At 67.1% G+C, this 20,545-nt stretch carries 15 protein-coding genes and 1 tRNA gene; 9 read left to right on the forward strand and 7 right to left on the reverse strand.

Features of this window, described 5'->3' with window-relative positions; all coding sequences use genetic code 11:
• Positions 1 to 163: 163 nt before the first annotated feature.
• Genes nagA through AC5P8Z_RS09970 form a run of 5 tightly spaced genes read right to left on the reverse strand, consistent with a single transcriptional unit; the run spans position 164 to position 5,535 of the window.
• The gene (nagA, locus tag AC5P8Z_RS09950; protein WP_495228961.1) at positions 164 to 1,291 is read right to left on the reverse strand and encodes an N-acetylglucosamine-6-phosphate deacetylase; all 1,128 of its coding nucleotides are present in this window, start codon (positions 1,289 to 1,291) and stop codon (positions 164 to 166) included.
• Positions 1,288 to 2,064, reverse strand: coding sequence for a DeoR family transcriptional regulator (locus AC5P8Z_RS09955; RefSeq protein ID WP_286070267.1), 777 nt, complete (start codon positions 2,062 to 2,064; stop codon positions 1,288 to 1,290). The genes nagA and AC5P8Z_RS09955 overlap by 4 nt, the downstream gene beginning before the upstream one ends.
• Before the next feature lie 33 nt (positions 2,065 to 2,097).
• Positions 2,098 to 3,432, reverse strand: coding sequence for a D-tagatose-bisphosphate aldolase, class II, non-catalytic subunit (locus AC5P8Z_RS09960; RefSeq protein WP_286070266.1), 1,335 nt, complete (start codon positions 3,430 to 3,432; stop codon positions 2,098 to 2,100).
• Positions 3,433 to 3,449: 17 nt separating this feature from the next.
• A complete protein-coding gene (locus AC5P8Z_RS09965; RefSeq protein WP_495228962.1) occupies positions 3,450 to 4,388 on the reverse strand; it encodes an ROK family protein in 939 nt (312 codons plus the stop codon).
• Positions 4,381 to 5,535 carry an SIS domain-containing protein gene (locus tag AC5P8Z_RS09970; protein WP_286070264.1) on the reverse strand — a complete coding sequence of 385 codons (1,155 nt, stop codon included), beginning with the start codon at positions 5,533 to 5,535 and terminating at the stop codon, positions 4,381 to 4,383. Before AC5P8Z_RS09970 ends, AC5P8Z_RS09965 begins: the two co-directional genes overlap by 8 nt.
• Positions 5,536 to 5,857: 322 nt before the next feature.
• Between AC5P8Z_RS09970 and AC5P8Z_RS09975 the strand changes: the two genes are divergently transcribed.
• The 4 genes from AC5P8Z_RS09975 to AC5P8Z_RS09990 all read left to right on the forward strand — a co-directional run bounded on the left by AC5P8Z_RS09975 (position 5,858) and on the right by AC5P8Z_RS09990 (position 14,168).
• Positions 5,858 to 9,217: a TIM-barrel domain-containing protein gene (locus tag AC5P8Z_RS09975; protein WP_495228963.1), complete on the forward strand. Its 3,360-nt coding sequence runs from the start codon at positions 5,858 to 5,860 to the stop codon at positions 9,215 to 9,217.
• Between the two features lie 121 nt (positions 9,218 to 9,338).
• Positions 9,339 to 12,314, forward strand: coding sequence for a TonB-dependent receptor (locus AC5P8Z_RS09980; RefSeq protein WP_495228964.1), 2,976 nt, complete (start codon positions 9,339 to 9,341; stop codon positions 12,312 to 12,314).
• A gap of 65 nt (positions 12,315 to 12,379) precedes the next feature.
• Positions 12,380 to 13,735 carry a Gfo/Idh/MocA family protein gene (locus AC5P8Z_RS09985; protein ID WP_495228965.1) on the forward strand — a complete coding sequence of 452 codons (1,356 nt, stop codon included), beginning with the start codon at positions 12,380 to 12,382 and terminating at the stop codon, positions 13,733 to 13,735.
• Between the two features lie 94 nt (positions 13,736 to 13,829).
• A complete protein-coding gene (locus tag AC5P8Z_RS09990) occupies positions 13,830 to 14,168 on the forward strand; it encodes a hypothetical protein (RefSeq protein ID WP_495228966.1) in 339 nt (112 codons plus the stop codon).
• A gap of 29 nt (positions 14,169 to 14,197) precedes the next feature.
• Here the strand turns inward: AC5P8Z_RS09990 and AC5P8Z_RS09995 are convergent.
• Positions 14,198 to 14,274: transfer RNA gene (locus AC5P8Z_RS09995), tRNA-Arg, on the reverse strand.
• Positions 14,275 to 14,423: 149 nt separating this feature from the next.
• On the opposite strand from AC5P8Z_RS09995, the gene ubiA reads away from it, so the two are divergent.
• The 3 genes from ubiA to AC5P8Z_RS10010 all read left to right on the forward strand — a co-directional run bounded on the left by ubiA (position 14,424) and on the right by AC5P8Z_RS10010 (position 17,354).
• Positions 14,424 to 15,317, forward strand: coding sequence for a 4-hydroxybenzoate octaprenyltransferase (gene ubiA / locus AC5P8Z_RS10000; RefSeq protein ID WP_295567409.1), 894 nt, complete (start codon positions 14,424 to 14,426; stop codon positions 15,315 to 15,317).
• Positions 15,318 to 15,493: 176 nt separating this feature from the next.
• A complete protein-coding gene (locus AC5P8Z_RS10005; protein ID WP_495228967.1) occupies positions 15,494 to 16,918 on the forward strand; it encodes a short-chain fatty acid transporter in 1,425 nt (474 codons plus the stop codon).
• Positions 16,919 to 17,192: 274 nt separating this feature from the next.
• Positions 17,193 to 17,354 (forward strand): hypothetical protein, encoded by a 162-nt coding sequence (locus tag AC5P8Z_RS10010; RefSeq protein WP_010482135.1) that lies wholly within the window; start codon positions 17,193 to 17,195, stop codon positions 17,352 to 17,354.
• Between the two features lie 54 nt (positions 17,355 to 17,408).
• Here the strand turns inward: AC5P8Z_RS10010 and AC5P8Z_RS10015 are convergent, their stop codons facing one another.
• Positions 17,409 to 18,035 carry a YiiX/YebB-like N1pC/P60 family cysteine hydrolase gene (locus AC5P8Z_RS10015; protein ID WP_495228968.1) on the reverse strand — a complete coding sequence of 209 codons (627 nt, stop codon included), beginning with the start codon at positions 18,033 to 18,035 and terminating at the stop codon, positions 17,409 to 17,411.
• A gap of 82 nt (positions 18,036 to 18,117) precedes the next feature.
• Between AC5P8Z_RS10015 and AC5P8Z_RS10020 the strand changes: the two genes are divergently transcribed.
• Positions 18,118 to 18,624 (forward strand): hypothetical protein, encoded by a 507-nt coding sequence (locus tag AC5P8Z_RS10020; protein ID WP_495228969.1) that lies wholly within the window; start codon positions 18,118 to 18,120, stop codon positions 18,622 to 18,624.
• 73 nt (positions 18,625 to 18,697) lie between these two features.
• A complete protein-coding gene (locus AC5P8Z_RS10025) occupies positions 18,698 to 20,545 on the forward strand; it encodes a M3 family metallopeptidase (RefSeq protein ID WP_495228970.1) in 1,848 nt (615 codons plus the stop codon).

The following is a 20,545-nucleotide window of genomic DNA, read 5'->3' on the forward strand; positions in this document are numbered from 1 at the left end:
CTCGGCTTGCCGCGCGAAGCGCAGCACGGACGTCATCGATGTCGGTACGGAAAGCAGCCGAGCATGGCTATGCCGATCGTCCTGATCGGCACCCTCCGGGCCGTCGCAAGCGACGTTGGCAATGGCTCCTGCCATTGCCTTCGGCTCTACAGAAACGCAGATATCAAGCGTTTGCAGCGTTCAAATCGACGACGCGTCCGCCGACAACCACCTGCTGCAGGCGCAGCTCGGCATCCAGCACCACCAGGTCGGCGCGGGCGTCGGGCGCGATGCGGCCGCGATCGCCCAGGCCCAGGTAGTCGGCCGGGAAGGTGGAAACACGTTGCGATGCATCGGCCAGCTCCAGGCCCACCTGCACCAGATTGCGCAGCGCCTGGTCCATGGTCAGAGCACTACCCGCCAGCGAACCGGTTGCCAGGCGCACGCAGCCGCCGCACTTGTGCACGCGCTGTTCGCCCAGCGCGTACTCGCCATCGGGCATGCCGGTGGCCGCCGTGGCGTCCGTCACCGCGTACAGGCGCGGAATCGCGCGCGCGGCCAGCCGGATCACGCCGGGGTGGATGTGCTGCAGGTCGGGAATGATCTCGGCGTACTGCGCATGTGCCAACGCAGCGGCGGCAATGCCCGGGCGGTAGTGGTCGACACCGGTCATGCCGTTGAACAGATGGGTGAAGCCGGAGGCACCGGCCTGCAGCGCAGCTACGCCTTCTTCGTAGGTGCCGGCACTGTGGCCCAGCTGCACGCGGATGCCCATCGCCGCCAGCGCGGGAATCAGCGCGGTGTGCTCGCCGATCTCCGGTGCCAGTGTCATCACCCGGATCGGTGCCAGCGCGTGCAGCTGCTGCACCAGCGCCAGCGTCGCTTCGATGGTGCGGTTGGGCTGTGCGCCCAGCCGCTGCGGGCTGATGAACGGCCCTTCCAGATGTACGCCGGCAATGCAGGCCGCATCGGCATCGGGCGCCGCCATGGTGGCGGCCACGCCCTGCAGCGCATGCTCGATCTCGTCCAGGCCGGCGGTCATGGTGGTCGCCAGCAGCGTAGTGGTGCCGAAGCGCAGATGGGTGCGGGCGATGGTTCGCGCCACGTCACCGCCCTGCATCAGGTCCACGCCCGCCGCACCGTGCACATGCAGGTCGATGAAGCCGGGCAGGATCACCGGCAATTGCAGATCGCCAGCGCCGCTGTGGTCATCCACCTGCAGCTGGCGCACGTGGGAATCGAAGTGGACCTGGCCACGCCGCCAACCCAGCGGCGTGAGGATGCGGCCATGCAGGGAGCGGGTGTCGGTCATGCGGCGGGCTCGGCGATGATCACTTCAATGCCCAGCCGCTGCAGGCCCTCGCGCGAGGCATCGTCGATGCCGGCATCGGTGATGATGGTGTGGATCTGATCCAGCAGTGCGATGCGGTGCAGGCTGACGCGCCCGAACTTGGAGGCGTCAGTCAGCACCACGATGCGGCGTGCGCGCTCGACCATGCGGTGGTTGAGGCGGGCTTCGGCTTCGTCGTGCGTGGTCAGCCCGAACTGCAGGTCCAGGCCGTCCACGCCCAGGAACAGGGTATCGAAGCTGTAGGAGTTGAGGCTGGCTTCGGCCTGGCTGCCCTGCAGCGACAGCGACTGCTGGCGCAGCAGTCCACCGGTCAGCAGCACGTTGATGCCGGGCGCGTTGGCCAGTTCCCAGGCGATGTTCAGCCCGTTCGTCATCACCGTCACGTCGCGCTGCGTGCGCAGGTGGCGGGCCAGGGTCATCGTGGTCGAGCCGGAGTCGATGATGATGTTGTCACCGGGCCGCACCAGGCGCGCGGCACACGCGCCGATCGATTCCTTCAGCGGCAGGTTCAGTGCGTCCTTTTCGTGGATGTCCTGTTCCTGCGGCGGCGTGCGCACCAGCGTGGCGCCACCGTGGGTACGGTTGGCCAGGCCCTGCGATTCGAAGTGGGTCAGGTCGGCACGGATGGTCACCGCCGACACGCCGAAGCGCTCGACCAGATCGGCCACCTGCACCGAGCCGTGCTCGATCAGCAGCTGCAGGATCTGTTGCCGGCGGGAGCGGGTGTTGCGCATGGCCATTCTCGGTGTCGCGGGGAAAGGTAGAGATTAGCCGTTCGCAGCAGCGGCAGCAGCCGAGCCTGCGTTCTGCGGGCGGGTTCCGGCCTGGTTGGCGCTGCATGCACGGGCGTACTCGTCCAGGCACAGGCCGACGCGATGCTGTGCCAGCGCGGCAGGCGTATTGGCCAGGGTGCCCTCGCGCACGGCGCGGTACTGCTCGGGCAGGTACTGGCTGAGCAGTACCAGCGGCGGCGCGTGTTGTTCCAGGTTGGCGAACAGGGTCTGCACCGCCTGTACCAGCGCCGGCTCGCCCCAGTAGTAGCGGCAGCGGTCGCTGAAGGAATAGCGGCGCAGCAGGCGCAGCGCTGCCTCATCGCCCTGGTAGTAGGACTGCCAGTACTTCGGCTGCGCCACCATCACCTCGTCCAGCACCTGCGGCAGGCGCGAGCACTGCGCTGCGGGCAGCAGTTCGGCTTCGATTGCGGCCAGCGCGAACAGCGCCTCGCGGTAGGCGAAGGTCGCGGCCGGGCCGACTTTGAGGATGGCGAAGTGGTCGCGCACTAGCGCGTGCAGGCCGTTTTCTCGCTGGTAATCGGTGGAATGCGCTTCGAACACGATGCGCGGCTGCTGTTCGAGGAAATCGGCCAGCGCCCCCGCAGCCGCTGCGTCGTACTCGTGCACGCTGCTGTGGTCGAAGTCCACGCCCGGCTGCACCACCATGGCGATCACGCGCTGCCACGCATCGCGCAGTTGCGGTGTATCGAACGCCTGCTGGTGGATGGCCAGGGTCTGCGCCGCAGCAGCGGGCGTGGTCACCTGTAGGCCTTCGGCCAGCGAGGCTTCACCGCCGGGAATCGGCACTTCGGTACCGATCACGTAGACCGGCGGCGGCAGGCCATGATCCGCAGCGGTACGCTCGGCGATCTCGGCCAGTTCCGCCGAACGCGCCGCGACGACGGCATCGGGCAGCGGCACCGGGTCATCGGCGCAGGACATGCTGCAATCGAGGTGGATCTTGTGGAAACCGGCGGCGACGTAGGCTTCGATCAGCACGCGCGCGTGGCTCATCGCCTCGGCGGCCGGGCGCTTCTGCCAGGCATTCGGGCCGAGGTGATCACCGCCCAGAACCAGCCGCTCGCGCGGGAAGCCTTCCTCATCGGCCAGCACGCCGACGTAGTCGCGGTACTGTGGTGGGGTCATGCCGGTGTAGCCGCCGAACTGATCGACCTGGTTGGAGGTGGCCTCGATCAGCAGCATGGTGCCGTGCGCCAGTGCCACGTGCATGGCCGCGCGCAGCACCTGTTCGTTGCTGCAGCAGACGCTGTACAGGCCGACATTGGCACCGGCGCGGTGGGAGGCAAGCAGGGTCTGCAACGGGGACATGGTCAGGCTCCGGTCGATCAGGAAAACGAGGGTTGGCAGGCGAGCAGGGCGGCACCGCGAGCGCCGCCGGCATCGCCGAAACGCGGCGGCACGATCGGCGGTATCTGCACGCCGTTGAACAGATGCGCGGAAATCGCGGCCGGCAGCTGCTGGTACAGCGGCGCGTACTGCGACAGGCCGCCGCCGAGCACGATCACGTGCGGGTCCAGCGCCAGCACCAGCGCGGCCAGGCTGTGGCCAAGCAGGTCGCGATGGATGTCCAGCGCCTTGCGCGCACGTGCATCACCGGTTTCGGCCAGTGCGATCACTGCGCTGGCATCGTTGGCGCTGCCACCGAGGTGACGCTCGATCATTGCCAGCCCGCTGCCGGACACGTAGCGCTCCACGCAGCCCTGCAGGCCGCAGGCGCAGTCGATCAGTGGCAGGCCGTGGCGCTGCAGCAGGTGGCCAGGCACGCTCCAATGGCCCCATTCGCCCGCCAGCCCGTTGAAGCCGGACAGCAGGCGGCCCTGCAGGCAGAAGCCACCGCCAGCGCCGGTGCCGAGGATGGCGCCGAACATGCTGGGGTAACCGGCGGCGGCCCCGCCATGTGCCTCGGACAGGGCGAAGCACTGCAGGTCATTGCCGAAGTGCAGCGGACGCTGCAGGCGAGCCTGCAGGTCGGCGGCCACGCTGTGGCCGGTCAATGCCGGCACATTCGCACTCAGCTGGCGGCCGCTGCGACGATCACGCACACCGGGCAGGGCGATACCGATGGCCGCATCGCTGCGACCCAGCGCGGCATCGGCCTCGGCCACCAGGGTCATCACCGCCTGCAGGAAACCGTCGTAGTCGCCCTGCGGCGTGCTGACCCGGCGGCGCCAGGTGACCTGCGTCGCCGCATCGCACGCCACCAGCTCGATCTTGGTGCCGCCGATGTCGATGCCATAGCAGGCGTGGGCGATCAGCTCAGCCATGGTGGATGGTGACGCCCTTGACGACGCGGTTGACGGTGCCGTCCGGGAACGGGTTGTCCGGGGTCAGGCCGAGCGCGGCCGAGCGCTGCAGCGCGAACAGCTGCGCAAAGCCCAGCCACACCGGGGCCAGCCACGGGTCGTCCAGTGCCGGTACGGTGAGCGTGTACTCGTCTTCGGCACCGATATCCGAATGCGGGCCGATCGCCAGCACCTGGCCGGCCACGCCATCGCGGCGCAGTTCTTCCAGCAGGTCCTGTTCGTAGCGGCGCGCCAGCGGCTGCACGCTGCGCAGCACCACCACCAGGGTGTTGCCATCCAGCGTCGACTTGGGGCCATGGCGGAAGCCCAGTGGCGTATTGGCCAACGCCAGCACGCGGCCGGCGGTCAGCTCCAGCACCTTCAGCGCGCACTCGCGCGCCAGCGCTTCCAGCGGGCCGCTGCCGAGGTAGATGATGCGGTTGAACGGGCGCTGCGCCAGCTCCGCCACCGGTGCATCCCACTGCGCCAGGCCTTCGCGGGCCAGCGCGGCGATCTGCTTCAGGCGCGCCACGCGCGCATCCCACGGCGAACGATCGAACACGGTCAGTGCGGCCAGCAGCATGCAGGTCAGGCTGCTGGTCATGGCGAAGGCGCGATCGCAGCTGGCCGACGGCATCAGCAGGGTGCAGGTATCGGCGCGGCCGGCGCCACGACGGGCCAGTTCGCCGTCGGCGTTGCAGGTGATGTCGAGGAAGCGCGCGTCATCCACATCGCTGCGCACGCGGTCCACCGCGGCCACGCTTTCCGGGCTGGAACCGCTGCGGCCGAACGAGACCAGCAGGGTGGGGCGGTCGCGCTGCAGGTACAGCGCCGGGTGGGTCAGCAGGCTGGTGGTGTGCACCACGCGCACCTCGGCCGGCCACTGCGCGTTGATCGCGTCGGCCACCATTTCGGCGATGAAGCCGGAGCTGCCGGCGCCGGTGAACAGCACGCGCAGGCTCGGGTCATTGAGGCTGTCGCCGAGGAAGGCCTGCAGGCGGTCGCGGGCACGCGCCAGGTCTTGGGCGAGGGCGTCCCACAGCGCAGGCTGCTGGGCGATTTCGGTAGCGGTATCGGCTCCGCCCAGGCGCTGCCAGGCGGACACATCGGAAAGCAGGGTGACGTCCATTCGGAGGTTCCAGTTGGGCCAGCGCACCATCTGTGTTTTCTTTCGAAATGTCAAATACCGAAAGCAAAAAGAAAGAAAATATGGTGTGCGACTTCCCATGCATTGCCCGTCCATGGAAACGAAAGAAACGTCCGGATGCCGTATCGCACAATGCTTAACAGGCAGTTGCAAGCGATTACGCAAAGTACTGCGACGCACAAACTTTCGTTTCAACAGAATATATCTTCCTTTTTCCTTTCAATTTGTTGACATCTTTCGAATCGCTGCCCTAGAGTCGGCCCAATCGCTTTCGAAACGCCCGGTGAACGGGTTGGGAGTCCGCGTGGAAAACTGCGTTCGTCGCTCGCCGCTGCTGCTGGCCTTGTTGCCGGCGTTGATGCTGGCGTCCACGTCGGCCCATGCCGAGCCGGTCGGCAATCTGCGTTCGGTTGCCGCCAGCGCCAGCCGCGACGGCGTGCAGGGCTGGGACCTGCAGACCGACAAGGGCGCGCGCATCCGCATCGAACTGCCGGCCGCCGACATCATCCGCGTGCAGGCAGGCCGCAATGGCACGCTGACCGGTGCCGGCGACAAGGCTGCACCGATCGTGCTGCCGCAGCCCAAGGCCAACGTGCAGGCGAAGCTGGAAGAAGACGCGCAGGAGGTCCGCGTGCGGACCGAGGCACTGGTGCTGCACGTACAGCGTCAGCCGCTGCGCATGCGCCTGGAGCGCCTGGACAACGGCCAGCCGACCGCCCTGTGGCAGGAGCTTCAGTCGCTGGACCTGGATGCCTCGCAGAGCGTGCAGGTGCTGTCCTCGCAGGCCGATGAAAGCTACTTCGGCGGTGGCCAGCAGAACGGCCGCTACCAGTTCAAGGGCCGCGAGCTGGAGGTGTCCTATTCCGGCGGTTGGGAAGAGGGCGATCGCCCCAGCCCGGCGCCGATGCTGCTGAGCAGCCGTGGCTGGGGCATGCTGCGCAATACCTGGAGTGATGGCAGCTACGATCTGCGCGAGGCCGACCAGGCCACGCTGCTGCATCGCGAAGACCGCTTCGATGCCTATTACTTCGTCGGCGCGGACCTGCCGAAGCTGATCGAGCGCTACACCCAACTGACTGGCCGCCCGAACATGGTCGCGCGCTGGGCGCTGTCCTACGGCGACGCCGATTGCTACAACGACGGCGACAACAGCAAGAAGCCCGGCACCGTGCCCGAAGGCTGGAGCGACGGCCCGACCGGCACCACGCCCGACGTGATCGACAGCGTGGCCAAGCAGTACCGCGCCCACGACATGCCCGGTGGCTGGATCCTGCCCAACGATGGCTATGGCTGTGGCTACAAGCAGCTGCCGGAAACCGTGAAAGGCCTGGCCGGTTACGGCTTCCGCACCGGCCTTTGGACCGAGAACGGTGTCGACAAGATCGCCTGGGAAGTCGGCAAGGCCGGCAGCCGCGTGCAGAAGCTGGACGTGGCCTGGACCGGCAAGGGCTACCAGTTCGCGATGGACGCCAACCGCCAGGCGTTCAACGGCATCCTCGACAATTCCGATTCGCGCCCGTTCCTGTGGACGGTGATGGGCTGGGCCGGCATCCAGCGCTATGCGGTGGCCTGGACCGGCGACCAGAGCAGCAGCTGGGATTACATCCGCTGGCACGTGCCGACCCTGGTCGGGTCGGGCCTGTCCGGCATGGCCTACGCCAGCGGCGATGTGGATGCGATCTTCGGCGGCAGCGCCGAGACCTTCACCCGCGACCTGCAGTGGAAGGCGTTCACCCCGGTGCTGATGGGCATGAGCGGCTGGTCGTCGAACGCACGCAAGCATCCGTGGTGGTACGACGAGCCCTACCGCAGCATCAACCGCGATTACCTGAAGTTGAAGATGCGCCTGACCCCGTACATGTACGGGCTGGTGCACGAGGCCGCGCAGACCGGCGCGCCGCCGGTGCGTGGCCTGATGTGGGACAACCCGCGCGACCCGCACGCGCAGGATGAAACCTACAAGTACCAGTTCCTGCTCGGTCGCGACCTGCTGGTAGCGCCGGTGTACCGCAGCCAGGCCGCCAGCCGTGGCTGGCGTCGCGACATCCACCTGCCGGCCGGTGGATGGATCGACTACTGGGATGGCCGCCGTGTGCAGGCTGGCGCCGATGGCCGCCAGCTCGACCGCCAGGTGGACCTGGCCACGCTGCCGGTGTTCGTGCGTGCAGGAGCCATCCTGCCGATGTACCCGTCGATGCTGTTCGACGGTGAGAAGCCGCTCGATGAAGTGACCTTCGACCTGTACCCGCAGGGCGAGTCGCAGTACACGCTGTACGAAGACGATGGCAACACGCGCCGCTACCAGCAGGGCGAGTCGAGCACGCAGGTGATCCGCGTGCAGGCGCCAGCGCAGGGCAGTGGCCCGGTGCAGGTGCAGATCGATGCGGTGCAGGGCCAGTACAACGGCCAGCTGCCGCAGCGCCGCTACAGCCTGCGCGTGCTCAGCCGCCAGGCGCCGCGTGCGGTGCAGGCCGCCGGCCGCCCGCTGCCGGCGCTGGCTGATGCCGCTGCGTTCAACGCTGCGGCTGAAGGCTGGTACTTCGATGCCGCTGAACGACGCGGCACGCTGCATGTGCGCACCGCCAGCCAGGACATCCGCCAGCCGCTGCAGCTGCAGCTGGACTTCGCGGTCGCCGCCGCCGCTGCCGACGACGCCTATCCGGCGGCACCGGTGCTCGGCCGCGAACTGCCGGCCGACAGCCTGCTGGTGGTCAACCGCCCGGCCGAAGAGCCCGGCCACGCGCTGGAAAACGCCTTCGATGATGACCCCGGCACCTGGTTCCGCAGTGTGCGCAACCAGGCCGTGCGCACCGGTGCCCACGAATGGGTGATCGGGTTCGGCGAGCGCAGGATGATCGATGGCATCGACATTGCGCCGCGCAATGACAAGAACTGGAAACACGGCCAGGTACGCGACTACGAGGTGTACCTGGGTGACAGCAATGGCGAGTGGGGCGAGCCGATCGCCCGCGGCCGCCTGCAGTTGAAGGAAGGCGTGCAGCGCATCGCGTTCCCGGCCCATGCCGGCCGCCTGCTGCGCTTCCGCGTGCTGAGCGTGCAGAACCCCGAAGGCGACGGCGCCAGCAGCACCGACCCGATGGTCACGGCCGCACAGGGCAGTGCCCGCGCCTTTGATGCGCTGCAGCCGCGCGACGTCGGCCCGATCGCACTGTCCACCTTCCACATTCTCGAACACCAGGAACCGGAGCGACCGGCCCGGCAGCGCTATCTCTCCGAGCTGCCGGTGCCGGCCGCGCTGGCCAGCCAGGTGCGCGCCGACCAGTCGTTCCGTGGCGACGCCGGCATGCGCATGAACGGCCTGCAGTTCCGCCGTGGCCTGGGCGTCGGCGCCAACAGCCGCATCGACCTGCGCCTGCAGGGCGGCTGGCACCTGCTGCGTGCCGACCTCGGCATCGACGATGCCTGCCGCAGCGCCGGTGGCCTGCAGTTCCAGGTCTGGGGTGACAACCGCCTGCTGTACGACAGCGGCCTGGTGAAGGCACCCGGCGTGGTCAAGCCGGAGCTGGACATCCGTGGCCTTTCAAGCCTGAGCCTGCGCACGCTGGGTGCGCAGGGCAGCCAACCCGCCCAGGTCTGTGCCAACTGGGCCAACGCCGTGCTGATCGGCCAGGAGGGCGACTCCGCCAGCATCGTCGCCCCATGACCCCCTCGTAACACCGCTCCTCCCCCGCCCATTCCGACTACGGCCCTCATGGCCGTGGCCCGGGAGCGTTTTGCCCGCCGATTCACCATTCGCGCCGCACCCCTGCCAGGAGAGAACCCCGATGTTGCCCGTCCGCCACCACCGCCCCCCCTGTCGTTCGATCGCTCCGCTGTCGCTGGCCATCGCCGGCGCGCTGCTGTCGGTCGCCGTTCCTGCCTTCGCCCAGGAGAGCAAGGACAAGGCCACCGACCTTGCCCGCATCGAGGTCACCGGCTCCAACATCCGCCGCACCGACGTTGAAACCGCCTCCCCGGTACAGGTGATCAGCAAGCAGGACATCCAGAACATGGGTGCGCGCACGCTGCTGCAGGTGCTGGACAACCTCCCAGCCGCACGTCCAGCGCAGCAGGACGCGCGTTCGCTGTTCACCGGTTCCGATGGTGCTTCGCAGGCCAACCTGCGTGGCTTGGGCGCGCAGGGCACGCTGGTGCTGCTGAACGGTCGTCGCCTGTCGTACTACGGCGCACCGGCCGGCTTCCAGACGCAGTTCGTCAACATCGATGCGATTCCGGCCGCGGCCATCGAGCGCATGGAAGTGCTGACCGACGGCGCCTCGGCGGTGTACGGCACCGACGCGGTGGCCGGCGTGATCAACGTGATCACCAAGCGCAACTTCCAGGGGGCCGAGGTCAGCATCACCAACGACACCTCCTCGCGCATCGACTCCTACGGCGAGCGCCAGGCCAGCATCACCGCCGGTTTCGGTGACCTGGCCGAAAACCGCTTCAACATCTACGGCGCGGTGAACATGTACCGCCGCGACGCGATTCCGCTGAGCGACTTCTACGACAAGCGCCCCGACCAGTACTACGTCAACAACCCGAACTACCTCAACAACCTGCGCCTGGGCGTGGGCAGCAAGCCGGGCGAGTTCAACCCGGGCAGCTACTTCGCCTTCGATCCGGTCACCGGCCGCCGTGTGCAGGAAGCTGCGCCGGGCTGCAAGAACGTGCTGACCAGTGAAGCGGCCGGCCCGCGTTGCGTCTGGGAAACCTGGATGAACAACGAGATCGATGCCGGTGCCAAGTCCGAGCGCAATACCGCCTACCTCAACGGCACTTTCCTGGTGGGTGACAGCACCGAGATCTTCGCCGAGGCGACCTACACCGACATCGACCTGCGCGCCAACGGCGGTACGCCGCGCACCTACGGCACCACCACCGGCAACCCGACCAGCTGGTTCTCGCGCAACACCGGCAACACCGTCAACCAGTTCCTGTACCCGTTCCTGGGCCCGAACAACGAGTACAACCACGCCAGCGCGCAGATGAAGGCAATGATGGGCGGCGTGGTCGGCCTGACCTACCTGCTGCAGGATGCCGGCCCGAGCTACTTCGGCCAGCGCAACACCGACAAGAGCTACCGCGTGCTGGCCGGTGCGCGTGGCAGCCGCGGTGACTGGAACTGGGAGACCGCGTTTGCCAGCGCCGGTACCCACTCCACCACCTACCAGACGATCAACGTCAACACCAAGGGCTTCGAGAAGGCCTTCGGTCCGTACACGATCGATCCGGGCACCGGCCGGGTCATCATCTCCGACCACCCGGCGTACAAGTTCGGCGAGATCAGTGAAGCCAACGCCGCGCTGATCCGCGAAGCGTTCCCGACCTTCGACATCCAGTCGTGGACCCGCCTGCACACCCTCGACGGCAAGATCGAAGGCCCGCTGTTCCAGCTGCCTGCCGGTGAGATGCGTGCGGCCTTCGGCTTCAACGCCAGCCGCGAAACCTTCTACACCCCGGGCAACGCCGACGCCGCCAACGGCCTGATCACCCAGCAGGGTGGTTCGTGGTTCGATGGCAAGCGCAACACCTACGCGCTGTTTGCCGAGACCGTGGCGCCGATCACCGACAAGCTGGAACTGGATGCGGCGGTGCGCGTGGACAAGTACCCGAACTTCAGCGCCAACGTGGCACCGAAGATCGGCTTCAAGTACCAGGCCTTCGACCAGCTGATGCTGCGCGGTACCTACTCGACCGGTTTCCGTGCACCGAGCCTGGCCGAATCCGGCAACGGCGGCGTGTTCGCGCAGCTGGGTGGCTACCGCGACGAGCTGCGCTGCAACGAGACCAACGCCATCGCCAACCTGCTGCTGCGCTCGCAGCGTCCGGGCGATGTCGACCTGGGCAAGAACCTGCTGAACGTCGATTGCAGCCGCACCGTGGCCCGCATGACCCAGCCGAACAAGAACCTGAAGCCGGAGAAGGCCAAGATCGCCACCCTCGGCTTCGTCTACGAGCCGGCGACCTGGCTGTCGGTGTCGGCCGACTACTGGTTCATCTACCGCAACAATGAAATCGTTGCGCCGGACTACCGCCGCATGGAAGACATCATCTCGATGTCGCGCTCGCCGATCACCGACAGCGACCGCGCCAACCTGGCGCAGCTGGCTGCAATGTGTGCCGACCCGGCCAGTGGCGTGAGCTGCCCGTCGGTGCTGCCGGGCTACTCGGCCGGCAACGTGGCCAGCGTGGTGGGCCAGTACAAGAACCGTGGCAAGACGCTGATCGACGGCTTCGACATCGACGCGCGCAGCCGCTTCTCGCTGGGTGACTGGGGCAACCTGAACATCGGTCTGGCCGCCACCATCGCCAACCGCAACCGCTTCTACATGGACGCCGAGAACGGCTGGTACTACGGCGACGTGGTCGGCTACTACAACAACCCGCGCCTGCGTGCCACGCTCAATGCCGACTGGACCTACAAGCAGGTGACCACCAGCATGTTCGTCAACTACGTGGGCGGCACCAAGTGGGCCACCGACCAGGTCGATGAGGCAAGCAACAACAAGGAAACCTGCACCGGCGGCTACCTGGCCCTGCAGAAGAGCAAGTGTGATGGTGCGCCGTCGTGGTGGACCGCCAACATGAGCGTCACCTGGCGCCCGGATGATGCCTGGAACCTGAGCTTCACCGTCAAGAACCTGTTCAATCGCCTGCCGTTCTACGATCCGAACAGCTTCCTGGGTGACTCCAGTGACTACGCCACCATCTTCGGCCGTGGTTACAGTGTGACCATCGGCTACCGTTTCAAGTAATTCCGTTTGCGTGACCCGGCGGGCCGGCTACGGCCGGCTCGCTGCCAAGAGGAGAGATGTTTGCCATGAAGCGTAGGGAATTCATCGCGGCCAGTGCCGCTGTCGCCGCCAGCAGCCTGCTGCCGCAGACCCCGGCATGGGCGCGCGGGCGCACGGTGCGCCTGGCCATGATCGGTACCGGCATGCGTGGCCTGGTGCTGCTGAAGGAACTGGTGCGCCGCGACGACGTCGAGGTGGTCGCCCTGTGCGACATCGAACCGATCATGCTCGGCCGTGCCACGGAGATGGTGGCCAAGGCCGGCAAGCCGGCCCCGAAGACCTACGGCCAGGACCGCGACACCAATGCGTGGAAGCGCCTGCTGGAACAGAAGGGCATCGATGGCGTGATCATCGCCACGCCGTGGGAGTACCACGCGCCGATGGCGATTGCCGCGATGCAGGCCGGCGTGGCCGTGGGCTGCGAAGTGGTGGCCGGCATCACCCTGCAGGACCACTGGGACGTGCTGAAGACCCAGCTGAGCACCGGCACCCCGTACATGCTGCTGGAGAATGTCTGCTACCGCCGCGACGTGATGGCGGCGCTGCAGATGGTGCGCCAGGGCCTGTTCGGCGAACTGGTACACCTGCAGGCCGGCTACCAGCACGACCTGCGCGGCGTGAAGTTCAATTCCGGCGACCCGAACCAGCCCTATGACAGTGGCGTGGAATTCGGCCCCAAGGGCTGGAGTGAAGCACGCTGGCGTACCGAGCATTCGGTGGAACGCAACGGCGAGCTGTACCCCAGCCACGGCATCGGCCCGTGCGCGATGTACACCGGCATCAACCGTGGCAACCGCTTCACCCACATCAACGCCTTCGCGACCAAGGCACGCGGCCTGCACGAATACACCGTGGCCAAGAGCGGCGGCACCACCCACCCCAGCACCAAGGTGAAGTTCAAGCTGGGCGATATTGTGACCACCACGCTGGCCTGCGAGAACGGCGAGACCATCCTGCTGCAGCACGACACCTCGCTGCCGCGCCCGTACTCGATGGGCTTCCGTGTGCAGGGCACCAAGGGCCTGTGGATGGACGTGAACCACTCGATCCACATCGAAGGCCGCAGCCCGCCGCACCAGTGGGAAGAGTTCAAGAAGTACCAGGACGAATACGAGCACCCGCTGTGGAAGCAGAATGCCGACACCGCCGCCAGCGCCGGCCACGGTGGCATGGACTGGTTCGTCATCCATGCCTTTGTTGAAGCGCTGAAGGCCAAGGCGCCGATGCCGATCGACATCTACGACGCGGTGACCTGGAGCGCGATTACCCCGCTGAGCGAGCAGTCGATCGCCAACGGTTTCCAGACGCTGGAGTTCCCGGACTTTACCGCTGGTGCGTGGAAGCAGCGCAAGCCGATTTTTGCGTTCGACGGCAGATACTGATCTGCACACCAACGGCAACGCCGGGCCTTGCCCGGCGTTGCTGCATCCGCCGTATGCTTTGGCATCCATCAGGATGTGTAAGGGCAGACAGCGCATGCGATTGATGACCTTCACCTGCCCGCTCTGCGCCGCCGCAGGCCAGCGGTTTCCACTGCACTCCGCAGGGAAACGCCAAGCGAGGACGGCCTGCCGCGGGTGTGGTGTGGTGCTGCGCTCGGACCCACGTCTGGGCATGCACACGCTCTATCTGCTGTACGCACAGTTCATCGCCACGCTGGCTGTATTTCCCGTGATCTGGGCCTCCACCTTGGGTCGATGGTTCTGGCTGGCGGCGGTGCTGTGCTGGCTGCCCGGCATGATCAGGCACGCACGCAGCCGGATCTGCCGCGCCACACCGGATCCGAATCGAAGCTACGCTCGACGTATGCCCTAGGTGCAGGAACGGGGCGGAGCTGGGGAAGATGGCGCGCCCGGAGGGATTCGAACCCCCGACCAATGGCTTCGGAAGCCACTACTCTATCCGGCTGAGCTACGGGCGCGTTGTAGAACCGCCGCGCCGTCGACCTGAGCCGGGGCGGGCATCGCAGCGCCATGAGGCGGTGCGGGACGGGCATTCTATCCAGTTTCGCCGAACAAATCTCCCCCCACCGGCAAAGCCCTGCCGTAGGGGCAGGAGTATCCTATCGCCATGGCTGATACCCCCCTTACTTCGCCGCAGTCGCCGCCGACGCCGCGCTGGCGTCACTACTGGACCCTGATGCGCGCTGATCGCCCGATCGGCACGCTGCTGCTGCTGTGGCCCACGTGGTGGGCGTTGTGGCTGGCCGCGGGCGGCCTGCCGCCGCTGTGGACGCTGTTCGTGTTCACCGCCGGCGTATGGCTGACCCGCTCGGCCGGATGCGTCATCAATGACTACGCCGACCGCTGGCTCGACCCGCACGTGGAGCGCACCAAGGCGCGCCCGCTGGCCACCGGTGCGATCAGTGGCCGCGCCGCACTGGCGCTGTTCGCGGTGCTGATGCTGGTGGCGTTTGGCCTGGTACTGACCCTGAACGGGCTGACCATCGGCCTGAGCTTCATCGGCGTGTTCCTGGCCGCCAGCTATCCCTACCTGAAGCGCTACACCCATCTGCCACAGGTCTACCTGGGCATGTCGTTCGGCTGGGGCATCCCGATGGCCTTCGCCGCCGTGCAGGGCGAGGTGCCGATGCTGGGTTGGCTGCTGTACGCCGGCAACATCCTGTGGTCCACCGCCTACGACACCTGGTACGCGATGGTCGACCGCGAGGACGACCTGAAGATGGGCTCGCACTCCACCGCGATCCTGTTCGGTGATCTCGATCTGGTCATCCAGGGCGTGCTGTACGCGCTGTTCCTGGCCACCATGGCGCTGGTCGGCGTGCGCGGCGGGCTGGGCGGTTACTACCTGGCTGGCGTGGCCGTGGCCACGGTGCTGGTGGTCTACGAGTTCTGGATCTGCCGCAACCGCGAGCGCGGTCCCTGCTTCAAGGCATTCCTGCACAACAACTGGGTGGGTGCCGCGCTGTTTGCCGGCATCGCGGTGGACCTGGCGCTGCGTTGAGACGCGCAGTCGAGCGTGGGCTCGGCCCTACAGCTGACAGTGCTTCTGTAGCGCCCGAGCCCATGCCCGGGCGGCGTCGCACAGCGCCGGGCCTGTCGCCACCTACGACCAATAGGTGGCTGACAGCCTGCACCCCACCGCCCAGAATCGATCCATCGAACCTGGGAGGGTAGGCGATGGCCTCGACGGCAGCAGTACAGGACGGCTGGATGGCGCGCGCAGCGTTGCGCTCGGCCGCCTGGGCGGAAAAGTGGTTCCCCGATGCGTACGTGTTCGCGGTGCTCGGCGTGGTCATCGTCGCACTTGCCGCGATGGGCTTCGGTTCGACTCCGCAGGCCACCGCCAGTGCCTTCGGTGACGGCTTCTGGAGCCTGATCCCCTTCACCATGCAGATGGCCTTCGTGGTCATCGGTGGCTACGCCGTGGCGACCGCACCGGTGGTCGCGCGCTTCATCGACTTCCTGGCCCGGGTGCCGCGCACCGGCCGCGGTGCGGTGGTGTACGTGGGCCTGGTCAGCATGCTCGCCTCGCTGCTCAGCTGGGGCTTCTCGCTGGTGTTCGGCGGCCTGCTGGTGCGCGCGCTGGCCCGCCGCACCGAGCTGCGCATGGACTATCGTGCCGCGGGTGCGTCGGCCTACCTGGGGCTGGGCGCGGTGTGGGCGATGGGGCTGAGTTCGTCGGCCGCACAGTTGCAGGCCAACCCGGCCAGCATGCCGCCGGGGCTGGTCGAGATCACCGGGGTGTTGCCGTTCACCGAAACCATTTTCCTGTGGCAGTCGATCGCACTGACCGCGGTGCTGATCCTGGTCTCGCTGTTGATCGCCTGGCTGACCGCACCGGCCGCCGGCAGTGCACGCACCGCTGAAGACTTCCCCGGCGCCGCGCAGGCCGAGCCGGAGCCGCTGCAGCGCCGCACGCGCCCGGGCGAGTGGCTGGAATACAGCCCGCTGCTGACCGTACTGCTCTCGCTGCTCGCCTTCGGCTGGTTGTTCAACGAGTTCGCCAACAAGCCGGTGGTCACCGCCATCGCCAATCTCAACACCTACAACTTCCTGTTCATTTCGCTGGGCCTGCTGCTGCACTGGCGGCCGCGCAGCTTCCTCAACGCGGTGGCCAAGGCGGTGCCTAGCACCACCGGCGTGCTGATCCAGTTCCCGCTGTACGGTGGCATCGCGATGATCCTCACCCATGCTGCTGGCGGTGATGGGCACACGCTGGCGCACCGGCTGTCGAGCCTGTTCGTGCACGTAGCCAGCACCGATACCTTCGCGCTGGTGATGGGTGTCTATTCGGCGGTGCTGGGCTTCTTCGTGCCCTCTGGTGGAGGCAAATGGATCATCGAGGCGCCCTACGTGATGCAGGCCGCCAACGAACTGAAGGCGCACCTGGGCTGGGCGGTGCAGGTCTACAACGCCGCCGAGGCGTTGCCGAACCTGATCAATCCGTTCTGGATGCTGCCGCTGCTGGGCGTGCTCGGCCTGAAGGCACGCGACATCGTCGGCTTCACCTTCATCCAGTTGCTGGTGCACATTCCGCTGGTGCTGGGCCTGTTGTGGTTGCTGGGCATGACCCTGGCGTACGTGCCGCCGGTGATGCCCTGAATGCAGGGCGGGCTTCCCTTCGCGCCCCGGTAAGCCAGCCACCTTCAGCGCGTGTTTCCGCCAGCAAGTGCCATGAATGCGCGCCGTGCTGACCACGGCATGAGCAGATGCCGAACCTGCATGAATCCTTCAGGCGCTTGTGCCGCAAGGGTCTGCGCGGGTTCATTCACAGTCGTACACACGAATGTAGCCGGCCACCCACGCGTGATTAACCAATCGCTGCAGACGATGGCCCCGTCCACCGCATTCCGCGAGTGGCTTTCGGAGAACGGACATGGCACAGCAGAACCAGAACCCGAACCAGAAGCAGCAGGGCCAGCAGAACCAGCAGGATCAGCAGCAGGGCCGTGGCCGCGACCAGCAGCAGCAACAGCAGCAGGAACAGCAGAAGCGCAACCAGAACCAGCAGCAGGGCGGCCACGACGAAGAAGAATGACCGCGTTGCGCGTGCAACGTGACCGGTGAAGCCCCGCCTCGTGCGGGGCTTCGCTTATTCCAGCACGCCGATGCGTTGCAGTACCGGTGCCGCGGACATGTCGTTCGGGTTGGTGCCGGGCTGGTCCTGTGGGACCTCCATGCCCATGCCGCGGTACAGATCAATCCAGTGCTGGGCGATCTGCCCGGTCTGCGGGTTGCGGAAGTTCATCGGCAGCAATGCGAACACGTGGTGCGCACGGAACGCGCGTTCGATGAAGTCGGAGCAGTAGTAGCTGTCCTCGTTCAACACATACGCCGTGTTGTAGGGTTTGCCCAGCATCGTGCGCGCGGTCGCGACAGCATCCTTGATGGCGGCCTGCTGCGGCGCACGCAGGCGATAGACCACGATCTGCCGCTGCTTGGCACGCGCGTCCTGGCGGAACTCGGCCAGCGACTGCCGGCGCGATCCCTTCTCGTCCGCATGCAGCACCTCCCAGCCCTTCGGCGCCGAAGCCACCAGGGCCACGTGATCGAAACTGGTCGAACCCTGCTTGCCGGTGGCATCGTCGATGGCCGCGCTCAGGCCGCTGCGGCCGGCGGTCACGAACAGCAGGTCGCCTTCGTGGACATCGACGGCCCTCGCCACGGCCGGCAACAGGGCGGGCAGCAGCAGGCCGATCAGGAGCAGGAGGCGATGCATGGACAGTCTCGGACAGGCGGAATGCCGGAATTGTAGGGTGCGCGATAGCATGGGGCGACCGAACCGGATTCAGGATGAGCCCATGCGTCGATACCCCTCTCTTGTCATGCTGATGCTCGCCTGCAGCGTGGCAGTGACTGCCTGCAAGCCCGCGCCGCAGGCCATGCCCGTCGATCCCGAACCCGCTGCGCCGGCCACCACGGCCGCAGCGGCCACGCCGGCTCCGGTGCCTGCGCGCAATGAATGCCCCTACCCGGAATTCGATGCCTTCCTGAAGCACTTCGGGAATGAGATCACGCTGCAGGAAAAGGCCACTGCCGATCCACTGCTGGACAGCTATATCGATGCCGAGGCCGAGCCGGAACCGCGCAAGGTGGAAAGCCGGCTGGCGCTGGCCGATGTCGAGTGGCCGGTGATGCCGGATCCCGCCGCACTGGCCGGGCAGGGCCGCGAGCTGCAGGTCAACACGCTGGCCGATGGCCAGCGGCAGGTGCAGATCCGTACCCCGGACAGCAGCGACCAGCAGACCTATACCTTCGCGCAGGCACCGTGCTGGACCTTGGTCAAGCGTGAGGATGAGTCGATCTGAGGCCTGATCCGGCACAGGCACGGTGGCGGAGCGGCTGCTACGCTCGAGGCCTGAACCAGGCAGGGAGAGGCCGATGCAGATTCGCACGATGCGTACCACCGCCACCGCCATTGCCACACTGCTGGCGATGGTGCCTTTCACCAGCCTGCATGCGCACTCGCTGCACGCCGACGATCGCGTCTACTTCGCCAGCGCCGCGGCGGAACAGAGCGCGCGTGATGCGCTGGGCAGGCAGGCGGACGTTCTGCAGCACGCTGCCGGCATCGCGCCCGCGGAACGCTTCCAGAAGGCCGAAACCATGGAGGCGCAGTGCCTGCGCCACCACAGCTACCTGCACCTGCAGGCCGCCCGCAATGCGCGCGATCATCGACCGGCGCAGGCACTGGACCAGGTGATGGGGCTGTGCAGCCGCATTGCCCGCACCGGTCGCGCCGCGCTGCGCGAGGCGCCTGCGGACGCAGCCTGGGCCGCACCGTATGCCTTCCTGCGCACGCGCGCAGTGAAGGAGGCCGCCGCCCCAGCCAATGCCACGCTGGATGAAGCGGTGGATGCATTGGCGGATCCGGCGCTGGACAGTTTCGCGCGCCTGCGCGGGCAGATCCTGCGCACGGCCGCGTACCCGCAGGTCGAGCGCGATGGGCGGCGCTGGGATACGGGGCGCGACAGGCAGGCGCTGGCCCGGCATCCAGACCGTGCCCTGCGCGAGGCGGGCTGGAAGGGGTACTGGCAAGGCCTGCAATCGCGCCGCGAACCGATGGCCTCGGTGCTGCTGGGCCTGGTGCAGGTGAACGACGCCGCCTCGCGCCTGCAGGGGGACGGTCCGGCGCCGGCACGCGGCTATCAGCACATGGGCGTGGAAGCATCAACAGTAGACGCAACGTTGCTGGCGATCGAACTCCATGCAGGAGATCGAAGCGCCTACCAGGACATGCTGCTGCGCCACGCCGCGCGCGCTGGCATCGACGCGCCGCAGATCTGGGATACCACGGTGCCTGATGCCGGTTACGCGCCGCCGGTGCTGTCGCTGGCGCAGCTGCGCGACACCGCCGCCGACGCCATGCAGCACCTGGGGCCGGCGTACGTCGCCGAGCTGCGCGCGTTGCTTGATCCGGCCAGCCACCGCATGGACCTGGCCACCGAACGTGGTGAGCGGAGCCAGGATGCATTCCCGTTGAACGCCCCCGGTACACCCGCGATGTTGTTCGTTGGCTTGCGCAGTGGTGATCTGGAGAGCGATGTCGAGATCGCGCACGAAGCCGGGCACGCCCTGCATGGTGAGTGGATGCAGCGTGGCCATGCCTCGCCGTTGCAGCGCAATGGCAGCCCATGGCTGACCGAGGCGTTCGCCATCTACAACGAGCTGCGTTTCCGTGACCAGCTGTACCAGCAGGCACAGGACCCGCGGGCCAAGGCCTATTACCTGAAGTCGCTGCTGGACGACATGGTGCTGCAACTGTTCACCTCGTCCGAGGAAGCGCAGCTGGAGCAGTCGATCTATCGGGGCGTTGCCGCCGGCACGCTGGGCACGGCCGACGATCTGGATGAGCTGACCGGCCAGGTGCTGGCGCGCTTCGGCCAGCAGCCGGAGCGCTACCCGCAGCTGCGCAACAGCTGGATCGCCAAGCGCCTGATGTATGACGACCCGAACTATCTGGTGAACTACCTGTATGCGGGGCTGCTGGCGGTGCAGCTCTATGTACAGGACCAGCGCGATCCGGAAGGGTTCCGCCAGCGCTATCTGTCCGTGCTGGGTGAAGGCTTCGACCGCGCGCCGAACGAACAGGTGGCGCAGCTGCTGGGGCACACGCCGGACTGGACGGCCCTGGTGGATGCCGATCTGCAGGTGTTCAACCAGGCGGTTGCGCAGTTGCAGGCATTGCATGCGCGGATCGAAGTGGCGCAGAACCTGTCCGCGCCGTAG

The sequence above is a fragment of the Stenotrophomonas sp. YJH_SMC_17 genome (assembly GCF_059371655.1).